Origin of the sequence: Thiosocius teredinicola (assembly GCF_002009425.1) — a bacterium.
GTDB lineage: Bacteria > Pseudomonadota > Gammaproteobacteria > Chromatiales > Chromatiaceae > Thiosocius > Thiosocius teredinicola.
In genome coordinates this window covers 2,388,393-2,404,815 of the sequence record NZ_CP019936.1, presented here as the reverse complement: position 1 = coordinate 2,404,815, position 16,423 = coordinate 2,388,393, and the positions used below count along the sequence as shown (strand labels likewise).

General features: G+C 58.4%; 16 protein-coding genes. 1 reads left to right on the top strand and 15 read right to left on the bottom strand.

Features of this window, described 5'->3' with window-relative positions:
• Nucleotides 1–15 precede the first annotated feature (15 nt).
• The 15 genes from B1781_RS11600 to B1781_RS11530 form a co-directional block, all read right to left on the bottom strand.
• Entirely contained in the window at nucleotides 16–198 is a 183-nt protein-coding gene (locus B1781_RS11600; RefSeq protein ID WP_078119822.1) for a (4Fe-4S)-binding protein, read from the bottom strand.
• Between the two features lie 62 nt (nucleotides 199–260).
• Nucleotides 261–1,331 carry an NADH:ubiquinone reductase (Na(+)-transporting) subunit F gene (locus tag B1781_RS11595; RefSeq protein ID WP_078119821.1) on the bottom strand — a complete coding sequence of 357 codons (1,071 nt, stop codon included), beginning with the start codon at nucleotides 1,329–1,331 and terminating at the stop codon, nucleotides 261–263.
• A 42-nt stretch (nucleotides 1,332–1,373) separates the two neighbouring features.
• Complete coding sequence (locus tag B1781_RS11590; RefSeq protein ID WP_078119820.1) at nucleotides 1,374–1,772, bottom strand: group I truncated hemoglobin; 399 nt, start codon at nucleotides 1,770–1,772, stop codon at nucleotides 1,374–1,376.
• 78 nt (nucleotides 1,773–1,850) lie between these two features.
• A complete protein-coding gene (locus B1781_RS11585) occupies nucleotides 1,851–3,152 on the bottom strand; it encodes a fatty acid desaturase (protein WP_334223698.1) in 1,302 nt (433 codons plus the stop codon).
• Between the two features lie 198 nt (nucleotides 3,153–3,350).
• The gene (locus B1781_RS11580) at nucleotides 3,351–3,986 is read right to left on the bottom strand and encodes a response regulator transcription factor (protein ID WP_078119819.1); all 636 of its coding nucleotides are present in this window, start codon (nucleotides 3,984–3,986) and stop codon (nucleotides 3,351–3,353) included.
• The gene (locus B1781_RS11575) at nucleotides 3,979–6,459 is read right to left on the bottom strand and encodes a PAS domain S-box protein (RefSeq protein WP_125932042.1); all 2,481 of its coding nucleotides are present in this window, start codon (nucleotides 6,457–6,459) and stop codon (nucleotides 3,979–3,981) included. The genes B1781_RS11580 and B1781_RS11575 overlap by 8 nt, the downstream gene beginning before the upstream one ends.
• A gap of 13 nt (nucleotides 6,460–6,472) precedes the next feature.
• Entirely contained in the window at nucleotides 6,473–7,636 is a 1,164-nt protein-coding gene (locus B1781_RS11570; protein ID WP_078119818.1) for an acyl-CoA dehydrogenase family protein, read from the bottom strand.
• Nucleotides 7,637–7,747: 111 nt separating this feature from the next.
• The gene (locus tag B1781_RS11565) at nucleotides 7,748–8,050 is read right to left on the bottom strand and encodes a hypothetical protein (RefSeq protein WP_078119817.1); all 303 of its coding nucleotides are present in this window, start codon (nucleotides 8,048–8,050) and stop codon (nucleotides 7,748–7,750) included.
• Nucleotides 8,051–8,065: 15 nt separating this feature from the next.
• Nucleotides 8,066–8,344: a hypothetical protein gene (locus B1781_RS11560; protein WP_078119816.1), complete on the bottom strand. Its 279-nt coding sequence runs from the start codon at nucleotides 8,342–8,344 to the stop codon at nucleotides 8,066–8,068.
• Between the two features lie 259 nt (nucleotides 8,345–8,603).
• Entirely contained in the window at nucleotides 8,604–9,092 is a 489-nt protein-coding gene (locus tag B1781_RS11555; RefSeq protein ID WP_078119815.1) for a DsrE family protein, read from the bottom strand.
• A gap of 185 nt (nucleotides 9,093–9,277) precedes the next feature.
• The gene (locus tag B1781_RS11550; RefSeq protein WP_164513357.1) at nucleotides 9,278–10,468 is read right to left on the bottom strand and encodes an OmpP1/FadL family transporter; all 1,191 of its coding nucleotides are present in this window, start codon (nucleotides 10,466–10,468) and stop codon (nucleotides 9,278–9,280) included.
• Nucleotides 10,469–10,507: 39 nt separating this feature from the next.
• Nucleotides 10,508–11,053 (bottom strand): OsmC family protein, encoded by a 546-nt coding sequence (locus tag B1781_RS11545; protein WP_078119813.1) that lies wholly within the window; start codon nucleotides 11,051–11,053, stop codon nucleotides 10,508–10,510.
• 122 nt (nucleotides 11,054–11,175) lie between these two features.
• Nucleotides 11,176–11,796 carry a response regulator transcription factor gene (locus B1781_RS11540; RefSeq protein ID WP_078119812.1) on the bottom strand — a complete coding sequence of 207 codons (621 nt, stop codon included), beginning with the start codon at nucleotides 11,794–11,796 and terminating at the stop codon, nucleotides 11,176–11,178.
• On the bottom strand, nucleotides 11,793–13,430 hold the full coding sequence (locus B1781_RS11535) for a PAS domain-containing sensor histidine kinase (protein WP_078119811.1): 1,638 nt from the start codon (nucleotides 13,428–13,430) through the stop codon (nucleotides 11,793–11,795). Before B1781_RS11535 ends, B1781_RS11540 begins: the two co-directional genes overlap by 4 nt.
• A gap of 549 nt (nucleotides 13,431–13,979) precedes the next feature.
• On the bottom strand, nucleotides 13,980–14,492 hold the full coding sequence (locus B1781_RS11530; protein WP_164513356.1) for an SCO family protein: 513 nt from the start codon (nucleotides 14,490–14,492) through the stop codon (nucleotides 13,980–13,982).
• A 429-nt stretch (nucleotides 14,493–14,921) separates the two neighbouring features.
• Between B1781_RS11530 and mtoX the strand changes: the two genes are divergently transcribed.
• Nucleotides 14,922–16,298 (top strand): methanethiol oxidase, encoded by a 1,377-nt coding sequence (gene mtoX, locus B1781_RS11525; protein ID WP_334223976.1) that lies wholly within the window; start codon nucleotides 14,922–14,924, stop codon nucleotides 16,296–16,298.
• The last annotated feature ends 125 nt before the right edge of the window (nucleotides 16,299–16,423 follow it).

Sequence of the window (16,423 nt, the reverse complement as noted above, 5' to 3'; positions counted from 1 at the left end):
GACGGCGGTACACCGCTAGTCGTCGACGATCTTCAAGGCATTCCCCGGACAGGCGGCGACCACCTCGCGCACACGATCCTCATCGGCATTCTCCGGCCGCGACACGAAACTACCGTTCTCGACGGCAAACACCTCCGGCAACGATTTGACACAGTTTGCGCTGTGGCAACACGCCTTCTCGTCCCATTCAACTTTCATAGCCCTTCCTCCAGGCAATCGGCAGTGAGCGAACGTTGATAACCACTCGCTGGTCGCCTACATCACACATTGGCCACCCGCGCCTTTGGTGCATGTGAGGCATCCAGGAATTTGTCGAAATAGATGCAATCGTCCCCGACGTTATTGGTCTGCAATACCTCGATCGCGGCATCCACCATTCCGGGCGGGCCGCACAGGTAGGCATCGCTCTCGCTGATGTCCGTGTTCGGATCAACGATATATTCGGTACACAGTCCTCTTAGGCCCTTCCAACCGCTATCCGCAGGCTCTTCCGACAACACGGGCAAAAAACTGAAGCGGCCACCGGCCGTCCTGGAGATCGCCTCGATATCTTCCACGCAGTACAGATCCCGCTGTGAACGCGCACCGAAGACCAAGCGGACGTCGCGCCCGAAGCCTTCGGCCGATAGCTGTTCCAGCAGCGCCTTGATCGGTGCAAGTCCACTTCCCCCACAGACGAACACCGCCGGTTTATGCGACTTGCGCAGCCAGAAGTTGCCGAACGGACCGTTGACGACCACCTTGGTCCCGCTTCTGTCGGTTTCGTGCAACCAACCGGTCATCCGCCCGCCTGGCACCCGGCGGACAAAGAAGGTGACGGTATCGATGTCTTGCCCTGTCGGCGACGTTGCGTAGGAATAGGCGCGCGGTTCGTCGACGACGCCGGGTATGCTCAGCTCCGCGTACTGCCCGGGCAGGTAGGCGGGCATCGGCTCGTTCAATCGGATACACAGTTCGACGATATCGTGGGTCAGCATGCGATGGCCGACGATCCAGCCGGGCGACGACTCGGGCTTGTTGAGAGCCACGCTACCGTCGATTTGCACATCCACCTCGATGTCGCTTCGCAGACAGGTTTGGCACGCGAGGATCATGCCGTCATCCAACTCTGCGCCCGAAAGTACGTAACTGAAATCGTTGAGCGCTTTGATCTTTCCCGATACCAAACGTGACCGGCATTCGCCACAACTGCCGACCCGGCAGTTGTGTGGCCAGGCGATGCCGGCTTCCAACGCAGCTTTGAGCAGATTCTCGCCAGGCTTGACCGTCACGCGTTGACCATTGGGCAACGTGGCTACATAGGATTGCTTGCGGGCAAAGAATCGGAACATATCGAAAGGCCTTGTTGTGCGGTGGCAGCAGGATGAGAAGGGCTATTGATAGACCACGTCGTTCTTCAGCGAGTACAGGATGCACAGGATCTCGTCTTTCTCGCGTTGGCCGACGTTGTTTTGATCGAGCGCCTTGAGTACGTCATCGCACACGGCGACGAACTCGGTATCGTTGATGTTCATGCCCTTGTGCGCTGCGATCATGTCCTTGCCGGTATAGGTCTCCGGCCCACCGAACCCGGCGCAGCACATCTCTGCAACCAGGCGTTTGACCTCTTTCGGATCACTGTCGGCGTAGCGCTTGTTGATCAAGGGATTGCTGACGTGGTTATTCCAAATATCTTCGACGATCGCCTCGATCCCGGGGCGGCCTCCGAGCCTGTCGTACAGGCTGGTTTGTGCATCTTGTTCGTGCATCACGGCTTGTTCTGATGTCGTCATTGTCTCTCTCCAGGTTTCGTATGCTGTCATTGGACGGCGATCGGCATCACGACCGATCGCCGTACCTGCGTTGCTCGGTCACATCGCGTAAGGCACTGCCAGCGACTGCCCTTTGACCTCGTCCGGATCGATCTCGTAGCCAACCTTTCTGTTGATCTCACGGGCGATCTTCTGTTCTTCTGGGCTGGCGAAGTCGCGGTCCCATATAGCGAGCTTGCGCTTGTAGACGTGGTGCCAAAGCGGCGGGACCAGTGCCAGGCAGAACTCGGCGTAGTAGCCGATACGTGCATTCGGGGCGCCGTCAGGTGCCGTTCCCACGCTGGACAGCTCCCAGAAGTGCGTCTCACCGCGGTCATGATGGTCGGCCTGGCGACCGATCTCGATGAACGCCCAACTGGTGAAGGCGTTGTCGTTGTCCCACGAGTGACGGTATTCGATCGGCTCGTCCTTCACGCGGATCAGCCCGTAGTGCTCCATGTAGTTGAGTGCTTCGAGTTCGAAGTTGGATATCACCCACACCGCCAGCATCACGGCCAAGCCGATCAACAGGCCGCTCATCCCGCCGCCCAGGTAACCGGCCCCGAGAAACAAGGCGACCGTCGGCACGCTCATCAGGTAGCCACGAATCCAGCGGTTGGATAGCGAGAAGAAGCTCTTGCCCTGACGCGACAGGCGTTTTTTCTCCGTCATGATGCCGAAGTACGACTGACCGATATGCGAGATCACGAAGTGGGTATAGATGCTGCGTCCGCGAGGCGCAGTTGCCGGATCGGTATCCTCACCCATCTTGTTGCCTTCCGGACCCATCCAGGCGCGACCGAGTTCCAGATGATGGTTGTAGACATGTGCGAAGCAGAAGTGCGCGGCGCCGGACAAGGCCATCATCCAGCGTGAGATCAAGAAGCCGATACCCTTGGTATGCGACAGCTCATGGCCGAACATGATGCCCAGACCCTGGTGCATGCCGGCGCTCAACGTCGCCCCGATGAGCTGGATGCCGGTGATACCGCTGGTGTAGGCAAAGCTGGCTTCGAGGCCGGTCCATGCCGGCAATGAATAGACCATTGTTTCAACCGGCGCCCCGCTCGCGTACTGAAATACGCGCCATGCAAGCGCCATCTGCAGCGCGACGAAACTGACGAGCTGCGCGTACATCATCAGGTTCAGTATCGGACCGACGCCTGCCGGTTTGCCATCGCGCTTTGTTTGGGCGCCTTTCGTGTGAAATGAAGAGGTCACCGTATCGAGCACGATGTTCATCGCGAAGATACCGGTACCAACCCAAACCCAGTCGCCGCCTTTGAGTATGCCGAGTATGCAGGCGATGATTCCCAGCGGCGTGTATAGATAGACCAGGTGGCCAAAAATCAGTCTGCTCATGTCAGATGTTCCTCCTCCGATAAGTTCTCGCAGACGGATAGAATCGCTGCGAAGTATTGGTTATGACGTCGTAGTAGTTATATGAAATCGGCGCCCGGCGGCGACAGCCGTAAAACTACGTGAGCGCCGGGCGTGTTCTACATAAGGGAGGGAAGCGATGTGTGCATAGCGCTACGGTGGCGCTGGAGAAAACAAGGTTCAGCGGGCGCTGAGCCCCGCGTCGAGCACGATCTGCATCAATTCTCCGATCGTCCTGACATGCAGCTTGCTCATGATATTGGCGCGGTAGCCTTCCACCGTGCGTACCGACAGGCCCATGTCGTAAGCGATGACCTTGTTGGGCTTGCCAAGGCCGAGATGCTGCAGCACCTCGCGCTCGCGCGGCGTCAGACTCGACAGGTTCTGCGTGAGCCTCGCCTGCTCGTCTTCTCGACGCCAGATCTCACTGTATTCCAACAACGCACTTTGAATGGCGTCGATCAGGTCCTGGTCGTTGAATGGTTTCTGCAGAAACTCATAGGCACCGGCTTTCATGGCGCGTACCGTGATCGGCACGTCGCCGTGGCCGGTCACGATAATCACCGGTAGCTGGGCAAAGGTCGAGCGCAGCCTGTCCTGCAGTTCAAGCCCGCTCATGCCCGGCATGCGGATATCCAGTACCAGACAGCCGCGCAGCTCTGCGTCGTATACCGAGAGAAACTCCTGCGCCGAGGCATAGGGTTTGCCTTCGAGCCCGACCTGTTCGACGAGCCAGCAGATGGCATCGCGCACGGCCGGGTTGTCGTCGACGACATGAACGATCGACCAGTTGTTGTGCGGTTTGACCCTATACATGGGTCACCGCCTCGCTATCGACCGCCGCCTTGGTCGGTAGCGTGAAGCAAAAGGCTGCGCCCTGCGGCGAGTTTTCGGCCAGCCACAACTTGCCGCCATGCGCCTCGATGATCCCCTGGCTGATGCTCAAGCCGATGCCGAGCCCTTTGCTCTTGGAGGTGACGAAGGGCTCGAACAGACGATCGGCCATCTCGTCGGGGCAGCCCGGCCCGCAGTCGCGTATCTCCAGGGTCAGCCAACCTTCGGTGTCCGCACTGACCGCGATCGATATCTGGCGACGTGTCACATCGAGCTCGGCGATGGCGTCCATCGCATTGCGCACCAGGTTCAACATGACCTGCTCAATCTGGATCGAGTCGGCCATGACCTCTTCGATACGCGGCGGGATGTTCTGCTGTATGCGCACCAGTTTCTGCTGCGCTTCGGCCGCAACGAAGGACACCACCTCTTTGATCAGCTTGGCGATCGAGACCGGCTGGCGCCTGATCTCGCCTTTGCGGGCGAAATCGCGCAGACGACGAAATATCTCGCTCGCCAATTCGGCCTGGCTGACGATCTGCTCAACACCGTAGCGCACGCGATCAGGGCTGCAGTCTTCGCCCTGCAGGATATGCAGACAAGTCTGGGCGTAGGTGGTAATCGCGCACAGAGGCTGGTTCAACTCATGTGCCAACCCCGAGGTCATCTCACCCAGGGTACTCAGGCGCGCGACATGGGCCAGTTCGGCCTGATGTGCCCGATTGAGCTCTTCGGCCTCGATCAGATCGGAGATATCGTGACCGGCCGAGATGAAATGGGTGATCACGCCCTTGGCGTCGCGTAGTGGGCTGATCGTTTTCTGCTCGTGATACAGCGTGCCGTCTTTCTTGCGATTGACCAGCGTGCCGCGATAGACGTTGCCCTTGCCGATCACGCCCCACAACTCGTCATAGAACTTCTTATCGTGCAGGCCGGAACGCAGGAAGTAGGTCTTCTTGCCGATTGCCTCTTCCTTTGAATAGCCGGTCAGCCGCTCGAATGACGGGTTCACGTATTCGATATAGCGGTCACGATCGGTGATCATGATGGCATCGGCGGTACGTTCAAGCGCACCGGACAGCTTGCGCATCAGCGCGTTGGCACGCTCGCGTTGCAGTTCGCTGGCGACCCAGCGAGACATCAGCTTGATCAACTCGCTGTCGGCGGTATTGAAGGGCCTGTCGCGCGGCACCGTGTCGAAAAAGCATAGGGTGCCCGCGGCGTCGTCATCCACCTGCACGCAGGTGCCGATATAGGATCGCTGGCCGGTCGCCTGAAATGCCGCATGGTCAGCCCACTCTCCGCGTTCGGAATCGGAAAATGCCAGCGGTTCGCTCGACAGCAAGGCGACGCTGCAATAGGTGTGCTGCAAATCATGGCTGCTGCCCGCCCCGTAGAGCTTGTCATTGCCGACTGCACGGATAACGGACAGTTCATTGCCGTCTACACGGGTGAGGACGCCGACCGGCAGCCCAAACTGCGTACAGCCCAATCGCAACACTTCGTCGATCTTTTCCTCAAGCCCCAGTACCTTGGACGACGTCACTTCGTGGAAACGGCGCAGCACCGCCGCATGTTGTCGCAGGTCGTCCTCGGCGCGTTGGCGTTCTTTCTCGGCCTCCACGCGCGATGAAACATCTTGCAGGATCAACATGAAGCCGCGCTGCCCGGTGCGATACGCCAGCGGCGCGATCGATATCTCGATGTGCCGAACGCCCCTCGCCTCCGCATCGAGTTCGAAGATGTCGCTGCAACGTGTCGTGCCATCGACATTGCACGCCGTCTGCAGCGCCATCAATCGTGCCCATTCGGGTGGCGGAAAGAATCGCGCCAGCGGCTGACCGAGCACACGGCTCTCGCTGATCGCGAGAATCGATTGCGCCTGGCGATTCAGGGTAACCACCGTGCCGGCGGTGTCCACCGTCATCACGCCCACCGGCGCGTAATCGAGCAGCCGGTCGAGATAGTGGGCGGCCTCGGGCCGTTGCAGCGGCAGCTTTTCGAGCTTGATGGTTGCCTTCGACAGAGTATTGCGGTGACGGACCCGCTGGCGGTGGCGGTTGACCGCATCGCGCAGTGTCTCGGGCAGGATATCGTTGTCGTCGGTCGACCAGGCGATCACTTCGTTGCCGAGAAACGGACTGAACATCAAGGTCCGCCGCAGCTCTTCGTTGCCGTGAGGCGCGCTCAGGATGAACACCGGGATCAGCTTGTCATAAGTGTGGATGCGTTGCGCAAGACGCACCGCCTCTTCCGCCGCCAGGTCAACCACCACGGAGTCGAGCAGAGCGCCGCCCGATTCCAGGTGGTCCAGCAAGGCGTCGGCATCGTCGCAGGCAGCGATCGCGAAGTCGTGCCCCAGGTGAAAATCGAGTTGGCCGGCCAGTGTGCTCGTTACGCCGACCAGGCCGATGTGCCCGATCGGTTCGCTGGCGACGTTCAGGATTGTCGACACGGCGGCCTGCCCTTCAGTCGGCCAACAACGGTTGACCCAACAACGCCCGCCCAATCCAGACACGCAAGATGTCGGTGGTCGGCGACATCAGGTGGCATGCCCGCGCATCGCGCAACATCCGATGAAGCTTGGAACCCTTGCGGTAACCTATCCCGCCGTTCAAGGTCATCGATTCATTGACCAGGTTGACCACGCAGTCGGCGACCTCGGCTTTGGCCGCCATGACTGCAACCAGCGCGTCCGGTTCACCGTTATCGAAGCTGCGCGCCGCATGGTAGATGAGTTGACGGGTACGCTCGACGCTCGACCACAGCGTCGCCAGGCGATGCTGCAGCACCGACGATTGCGCCAGGTTGGTACCGGTATGCGCGTGGTAGCGGCGTGCCATATGACGGCGCGCCTCTTCCAGCGCGGAGCTGGCCACGCCGAGAAAGGTGCCGCCCATGGCGACGAGGAAATGCGGCATGATGACGTTGAACGTGTACCAGATCTGATCTCCTTCGTTGCCGAGCAGGTTGCTACGCGGCACCTTCAGACCGGGTAGCTCCATAGAGCGCGAAGAGTTGCCGCGCATACCCAGCCCATCCCAGGGCGCGCCCCACGCGATGTCGGGTGAATCTCCATCGACGATCACACAGGAAAACTGGCCGATCGGCGCATCCGGATCGGTAGCGACCGCCGACACGACATACGAATCCGCCTGGCTGCCGTTGGTGACGAATGTTTTGGTGCCGGTAAGCCGGAAATGCTGTTCGTCGACCGCCTCAAGGGAGGTCTGCGGAAGATAAAAATGTGCCCCGGTGCCGGCCTCGCTGAGTGACAGCGTGGTGATGTGCTTACCGGCGCAGATAGGCTCTAAGTACCGTTCCTGCTGGTATGGCGTTGCGTTGGCGGCGATAACCGACGATCCCACCGAATGCATACCGTAACAGATTGCGGTCGATGCGCATTCCCGGCCGAGGGTTTCGCAAACCCGTGTCAGGGCGAACAGGCCGCAACCGTTGCCGCCGAACTGTTTCGGCACGACCAGCCCGCCGAACCCGGCGTCCTGCATGGCGCGCAGGCTCGCCTCGGGCCAGCGGGCGTGTTCATCAATGCTTGCACTCTGCGGTGCGACCACTTCCGAGGCTATCTCCTGAACCCGCGGCAGAATGGTGCTCAGATCGTCGCCGAACATGCCTCTCTCCGGATCATTATGCTTTTTTGCAAAGCATAGATGATCCGGAGAAGGCAATGACGTAGCCTGACGATCGTGGGCCAGGTTGCGGTGGATCGTGGTCAAGGTTTTCTAGTGGTGCTCGATCAACGAGAACGAGCGCACCTTGTCGAGTGTTTCGATCCGGTTCGCATGCGTTCCGACCAGGCAGTTGCCTTCGCGGTCGCAGCCCCATATGTGATACGCCTTGAAGGCATGTAGATCCTCCGGCAGCTGTTCGCGGTGCGGCATTCGTCTCGCCACGAGGCGCTCGGACGAACTCTCCGTCTTCAATTGATCCCGGATGCGCTCAAGCTCGGCCTGCAGGGCCTGGGCGCTTTCGCCGTTCCATTCGCCGACCTTTCGCCCGGCGTCGGTGTTGATGTCGTTGCTCATTGCGCTCTCCCCGGCTCAGAAACGTTCAGCGATCAGGCGCAGTACCGGCTTGGGAATCACCCAGTTCTGGCCTTGTTTTTGTTCCTGCACGGCAATCAGCAGGTCCTCACGGCCAAACACACAGCCGTGCTGTGCACCGAGCGCAATGTAGAGGTCAACGAAGCTGTCTTTGTCGGGCGTTTGATCGAGTTGCGCGATCAAGCTGCGGTCGTCTTTTAATATTTCGCCGAACTGTCGAATGACCTTTTCGAATGGGCGGGCCCTAGTGTCTCTTTCCAATGCTGAATCAAGCATTGCCTTATCCTCCGGATACCAAGTTTGAATTGATCGGCCGGGATGTCGCGCAGCACTGCGTTCAAAACGGCAAGGTGAGCGTCGGCACGCCGGTCCAGATCAGGCTAATCCGTTGGTGTGGCTAGAATAACCGGAGTCTGTACGTCGGATTATCCGTAATACTACGGTGATGGCGCGGGTGGTGGCAGGCAGGAGATGTTGCGGACGGGATAATTCGAAATGCGAGCCTGCGCAACCGCAGGCTCGCGGAGGTTGGCGCTCAGTAGATCGGGATGCTCGCATACCCCTGGGCGTGGTAGCCAGTCAGCGAAACAAAGGTATTACCTACCGGCACAACGCCGTCCAACAGGGAATCGTTGTCGACATTGAAGATGCGGGTCGCGACCGAGCACGCCTCGACTCTTACGCCTTTCGACTGCAGGTCGGCGATCTGTTGCGCGATCTTGTCGAGGTGTTCGAAATCGGTCAATTCCATGTTGTCGCGGTTTTTGGAAACCAGCCTGACCGACAGTCCCCGGTAGGCCAGAATCACCTTCGGTTCGACGCCTTGACGCACCAGGTCGTCCACCGTCTCGCGGATAACATCGAGATACAGTGTCATTTTTTTCGGTTCAGCCATGTTGATGTCGAATACCACCTTTCCCTGTTCAACGCCTTGCAGCGCATGGCTGTCGTCGGGTTTCGCCAGCACCATTGCCGGCGGCGCGATCATCAACAACGACACGAAAAACAACACCGATCTCTTCATAACATGCATCTCCGATTCAATAATGGACTGTGGGTGAAAAATACTATCTGCTTGCCCGCAACGCCCCGCGTTTGCTTCTCAGGCACCTAGAGCTGGATGGTGCCTGGGCCTCGACGCCCTTCTCCGCTGAGTCGCCCGATCTGCAATTCGGACGCCGCAGGCGGCCCAAGCGTTCGAGCGAGCCGTCACTGGAACTGCCAGGTAAACGCAATGCCGGCTTGCCATGCTCCCGCGTCGACATCGGTCGCACCGATCTGCTCATCCCGCTTGAAGCTGTAGCCGACATGCGCGTCAACAACGATATTGGACGTTATATCCATGCCAAAACCAAGCGTCGCCTGGTTTTCCCAGATCACCTCGGCATTGGTCGCCTGCACATACTGCGTCAAGGCGGGATTCATCGCTACCGTCGTTCCACCGACGGACAGTGACGTGATATCACCGACCGAAGAACCGACGTTGTTCTTTATCGGGCTGTCCGCGTGCGAAAAGCCTGCGCGTATGCGATAGGGGCCCGTCGAATACTGTGCGCCTATCGCGAAAACATGTTGATCGTCGTAGAGATCCTGATAACTCTCGGCACTCGACCAGTCCTTCCAGATCACATCGGCGGCCAGCAACAGGTCACCGCGCATCAGGCTTTTGTTGGCAATGCCGATGCCGACTTCCTGCGGTTGTTCGAACGTCGGACTGTGATACTGCGTCGCCGAGTATTGCACCATGTTCTTGTACTTAATCGCCAGTGGGCTGCGATAGTAGGCCCCGATGGTGGTATCGCCCGCTTCATAGGTCGCCCCAAGCGTGCCGCGAACACCGAAATTGCTGGTCGATGCCGTATTGCTGTTCAGACCTGCTTGGCCCAGGCCCATACCTATCGTCAGCATACCGCCGACCGAGAAGTTCTCGTTCAACTTGTGGGCGACACCGGCGTTCGCCCCGAAAACCAGGATCTCCGCCAAGGGGTCGAGGCTGCCGGTGACGTTTCGGAAATCCGAGCCGACGCCGGCAACAACCGTCAGACCGGCGCCCAGCACCGTGTCGCTCCCCAGTGACTGGGTAAGTGCGACATTCGGTACAAGGTAAGGTCCGGCATCCGAGTCGGCCGACCAGGGGGTTCCCGAAGTCGTTCCGTCGTGTTCTGCCGACACGTTGACGTCATAGAACGTCGCGCCGAACATGAACTGCGTACCCTGGTACTGGGTCAATGTCGCCGGATTGCCGAATACCGCGGCCCCGACATCTTGCGGTTGCGCAATGCCGACTCCGCCCATACCGCCGGCGGCCGGCATCATGGTCAGGTTGAGGTCCGTCCCGTAGTTCGAGGCGTTGGCGGGTGACGAAAACTGGAAACACAAGATCGGCAATACAACTGCCATTATGGTATAGCAGCCTTTCATTTTTTATACCTCGCTGAGTTAAGCGGCGTTTGTGGCGAGGTTGTGCAGCACCCGACCGTTAGCCGTCGCTTTGCCGGACACCGATTGCGCGCGACACAGAATATCCAGCACGGGACAATGACCTTCAACGGTCTCGATGAGCTTCCTGAGCTTGTCATCGTCGGCCGGGCTTTCGATCTCGGTTTCAAAGGTGATCCGCTTGTATCCAGGGGGAACGCTCGGATCGAGGCCGAACAAGCCTTTCAGATCGAGATAGCCACGTGCACGGACGGTTACTGCATCGAGTTGAATGTCCATCACGGAGGCATAAGCGGCATACATGATCTCCTGACACGTCCCTAATGCCACGAGCACCAGTTCAACGGGATTTGCCGCAGAATCCTTGCCACCGAGTTCAGGCGGCTCATCAACGGTGATCGGATCGAACTGTCTGACTTTGGCAGCGCATCGCACATCTTCGACCCATTCAGTATCCGCCCGGAACACGACGTTGGATGTGTTGGGCGCATTCTGGATGCCTGCGATCGTTTTCGTCAGCGCGTCTTTGACATTGTCGAGAGACATTGAGAGACCTCCTCTGGGATATTCTGGTTATGAACGGTGGGCTTGCGACCTCACTCGAACACAACCTTAGACAGCCACCCAGAGGATAGAAATTAGCGCAACTACTTTCTTGGCGCGTAAAACTACGGGGCGTTATCCAGCACCCCTACGCGCTTTAACAGCACTACGAGTGCAGTGACCGATTCCACTTCCATCTTGCGCAGAATATGGGCGCGATGCGTTTCGACCGTACGCGGACTCAAAGACAGCCTACGTGCAATCGCCTTGTTGCTGACCCCTTCAATCAACTCGGACATAACCTCGTGCTCGCGCGGGGTGAGGCTCTCGAGTCGTGCGACGACGCCACGTTGACGCATCGAGTCTTTGTTCTGCGCTTCCGCCACCTGCAGTGCTTCGCGAATACGGTCGAGCACCACCTGGTTACGAAACGGCTTTTCGATAAAGTCAATCGCGCCGCGCTTCACCATCTCTACCGCCATCGCGATATCGCCATGCGCCGAGATCGCAATCAGCGGTATGTCGATACCCTTATCGTTCATCACGCGCTGCAGGGTCATCCCATCGGTGCCCGGCATGCAGATATCGGTCAGAATGCAAGCGACCCGTTCCCGCGGCATCGCGTCCAGGAATGCGTCCGCGCTGTCGAATGCGATGGCATTCAAACCAACGGATCTGACCAAGGTGACCAAGGCATCACGCACGGCTGCGTCATCCTCGACGATATAGACGAAAGAAGCGTTCATTCGGCGTCGTCCACCGTCGGCAGGATCAAAGTGAAAATGCTTCCCTGGTGCGCCGGTTCGTACAGCAGTTGACCGCCGAACGATTCGGCAATACTCCTGCTGAGCGACAGCCCCATGCCGATGCCGCTTTTCTTGGTCGTAAAGAATGGCGTGAAAAGCTGTGCACGCAATGGTTCAGGAATACCGTCGGCATAGTCGCGCAAGGTTACCGCCACGCGGCCCTGATCGACGGTGGCCGCAACCACGATACGGCGGCGTTCCGGAATGACCTCCATCGACGCCTGGATGGCGTTGTTGAAAAGATTCAACAGAATCTGTTCGGCCTGCACCCGGTCAATGCTCACCTTTGGCAAGGCCGGGGGCAACTGCACGGACACGTCGATATAGCCGCGTTTGCACTCGGCGTTGATCAGGTGCAGCGTCTCCTCGATCAACACGCCCATATCGTTCGGCTGTGGCTGCGGCGCCTGCTTACGAACGAATTCACGTAGGCGATCGATGATGCCACTCGCCCGCTCCGCTTCCCTGACGATCTTGCCCAGCAGCGAGTCGAGATCGGCGGTATGGTCGCCCGCCGACGCAGACAGATTCGAGGCGGTCTCTGCATAGCTGGATAAGGCGCACAGCGGCTGGTTGAGCTCATGCGCCAGCCCGGAAGCCAACTCACCCAGGGTGCTGAGACGGCAGACGTGCGCCAACTCGTCCTGCTGGCGACGCAACTTTTCCTCATCTCTTTTGCGGCGATCGATATCGCGCGTGATCGCCAGCAAGGCGCATACTTTTCCCGTGGGGTCGCGCAAAGGCGCAGCATGCGTTTCGAGCCAGCGCCGCTCACCGCTGATGGTCAGGACTTCGAACTCCAGGCTGCGCCGATGCCCGGCAAACACATCGTCCGTCAACTCACGGTAGGCGCGCGAATAGTCTTTCTGCAAAAAATGATAGATGGTTTTGCCGATCACCTCGTGTGGATCGTCGGCCTTGAGAATCGCCAATCCGGCCGGATTCATCTCCATGATCACACCATCGCGATCCTGCAGCTTCACGCATTCGGGTTCCGATTCGATGATGGTGTGAAGGCGGTTGCGCTGCTCGACGAGCTGCATGCTGAGCGCGTGCGTTTCATCGATATCGCGTACGATTGCCATCAACTCGTACGGCATTTCCGAGACACGCTGAAAGCGAACCAACTGCACTTCCACCCAGCGCTTGCGTTGGCGGTAGCCGATAAGCTCCAGCGTCATAGACCGGGGTTCACCAGCCAGAACCGCTTTGATCATCTCGGTGTATGCGTCCTCGAAATCGGACGACAACACCGTTTGTACGTTTTTGCCGACAATCTCCGATGGCGACGCGGCTTCGAGCAGCCGCAAGCCCTCTGCATTGACGTGTCCTACGATACCGTCCGCGTTGTGCACGATGACGCCGATCGGCACCGTCGCAAACAACGCTTCCGCAAACGTGTCGCGAGCGGATGCCGGTTGTTCGGGCTTTTCGTCACCTTGGGGAATGTGCCCACCCTTCGCGGGTGAAAACACCCGGCTGAGACGCAAGGTGGATAGCACGCCGATACCAATGGCGAACAGCGTCCAGGCAATTCCTCCGGCAGAGGTCCAAACACTGACGTACTCAACCATGACCAGGCCCGATGTTCTTGTTCCGTTGCATTCTTCGACAACCTCTCGTTATCTCGACTACCCACCTGCCAACCGCGCCTGACTCGGTACCAGCCAGATGCATGCCCCCGGTCCCTGGGATTGCGTTGCTGCAAGGAGATCGTAATCTTACGCACCCGCAAGGTACTTCTACCAATTTTCCAAGCACCCGGTTGTACGTAAATTACTGAATCAATCAAAGCCGAAACAATCTTCTTTTACGGATTGATGATCTAACGTCCCAATTCTTCGAACAAACCCCTGCCGGCAGCTGGGTGCATCAATAGAATAGCAAGCCGGCGCATTGGGTTGACCCTGTCCCGGCTAACGTCTCGCATCATGACGTTGGCGCGACACGACACCTCGGGTGCTCGGGGTGTCGCCTCTCTTTATCACCCGCCCTTTTGGGGCGGGTATTTTTTTGCATCCTGCAACAGACTGATTCGAATTCTTGGCGTTCGGCCAGCGAGGCGGGTGACATCTTGTTTCGGTAGATGTAAGGCCCGGGGCGCTCCCTTATCAAAGCGGGATTCAATTCGACACGGTCGGGCGTTTCAAGTTGTTGTTGTCGTTGTTCGGTACGGTACTCTGCATAGCCTGCCGGATCCGGTCGACCAATGCACCCGGCGGCATGCCGTGCGGCAACATACTCGACAGGCGGCCTTCGGTATCGAGTATATAAAGATTCGCCGAATGGTCCATGCTGTAACGCTCGGTTTTCCCCTTGCCGACGAACCCGTAATACACCTTGTATTGATCAGCGACCTGTTTCAGTTCGGCGGCCGAACCGGTCAGACCGATCAATCGTGGGTGGAAGAACTCCGTATAACTACGTAGGCGCTCCGTAGTATCCCTGTCTGGATCCAGCGAGATGAACAGCGCGTCGACCTGTTCGGCATCCTTACCCATCTGCTTCAATGCCTGACCGATCGTGGCCAGCGCGGTGGGGCAGATATCCGGACAGAAAGTGTATCCAAACGAGATGACAACTACCCTGCCCCGCGAATCGCCAAGCGAGTAACGGCTTTCATCATCGGCCGTCAACGTAAACCCACCACCGATGGCGAGTGCCGTACTCGAACATAGAACCCAAAGTAAAAAGAAAACCAGTTTGCTTGGCACGTGATAACTCGTTGTTGATTTGTTCATTAGAGCGAGTTGATCGCACATTTCATACCATCGAACAAGGCTTTGTTCATTGTCCGGGTCACGTAGTTCTACTGAGAAATCGTTGACACACCGTGCGTATTACGTGTGTCCGGCTCAACGCATTTGCGACGCCGCGATTGACCATGACTCGACGCGCGCTCTACGTATGCCGGTCGGCACACCTCCATGGCACCAAGTTTGCTCAACAGTTGCGGATCCGTCCGGCAACAGGACGGACGCAGGCGCGGAACAGCGGGCGGCTAGACAATACCGCCGCCCGCGCGAGTCGGGTCTGCGGTTCAAACCATGTATTGGAGGAAAACTATGATGACTACTCAGGTCTTAAAGAAGCTGAGTAAGGTGCTGCTGGGTACTTCGCTTGCAACGGTCGTTTCGATGGCCGCTCCGCAGGTCTACGCCGATGAAACCTGCATGTCGCCCTATATGGCCAAGATTGTCGGGCAGGAGGATTTTGTTTACGTCTGGACGTTGGGCGTGGAAGGCATTGGCGACGGACAAGACAAACTGGTTACCGTCGACGTAAATCCGAAATCCGGAACCTACGGCCAGGTGATCAACACGCTCTCGGTGGGTGGCAGAAACGAGGCGCACCATTCCGGCTTCACCGACGACCGCCGATACCTCTGGGCCGGTGGCCTGGATACCAACAAAATTTTCATTTTCGATGTGCACACCGACCCGGCCAATCCTAAGCTGCACAAGATCGTCACGGACTTCGTCGCCAAGAGTGGCGGCGTCGTCGGGCCGCATACGACCTATGCCCTGCCGGGCCGGATGATGATCACCGGGCTTTCCAATAACAAAGACCATGGCGGTCGTACCGCGCTCGTCGAGTACACCAATGCCGGCGAATATGTTGCTACCCACTGGATGCCCACGGATGCCAATCTGCAGGGGGCTGAGAAGAGCGGCAACTATGCAGATGGCTACGGCTACGACGTGCGTGCGCTGCCGCGTCGCAATGTCATGGTCACATCGTCGTTCACCGGCTGGTCCAACTACATGATGGACTTCGGCAAGATGCTCAATGACAAGGAAGCAATGAAACGATTCGGCAACACGGTCGTTATCTGGGATCTGCACACGCGTAAGCCGAAAAAGGTGCTGGATGTTCCGGGAGCGCCGCTTGAGATCCGCTGCGCCTGGCAGCCGAACAACAACTGGTGCATGACCACGACGGCTCTAACGTCGAAAGTCTGGCTGATCTACGAAGACGATGCCGGTGAATGGCAGGCGAAAGCCGTTGCCGATATCGGCGATCCTGCGAAGATCCCGCTGCCCGTCGATTTTTCGATCGCCTCCGACGATTCGGGATTCTTCGTCAACACCTTCATGGACGGCAAGACCCGCTATTTCGACATCAGCGATCCGCACAACCCGAAGCAGACCTACGAAACGAAAATCGCCAGCCAGGTGAACATGGTTTCGGGCAGCTGGGACGGCAAGCGCCAGTATTACACCAGCTCGCTCCTGGCCAACTGGGACAAGAAAGGCAAAGACGACGAACAGTACTTCAAGGCGTATACCTGGGACGGCGACAAGCTGACCAAGCAGTTTGAGATCGACTTCTACGAACAGAAACTCGGTCGCGCCCACCAGATGCGTTTCGGGGCCTACGCCTTGTATGCGAAATCGCCCAAAGATCCTTCTACTGATTCCGCCCTGGCGGCAAACAAGTAGACCATCAATCCGGGGAGAACGGCTGTCTATCGGTAGATCACGACAGCATCCATCTCACCTCCGTGCGTTGCCCCCGATCCATCGGGGGCTTTTTATTGCCGGGCCTCGCCTGTGAGACTTTTCCC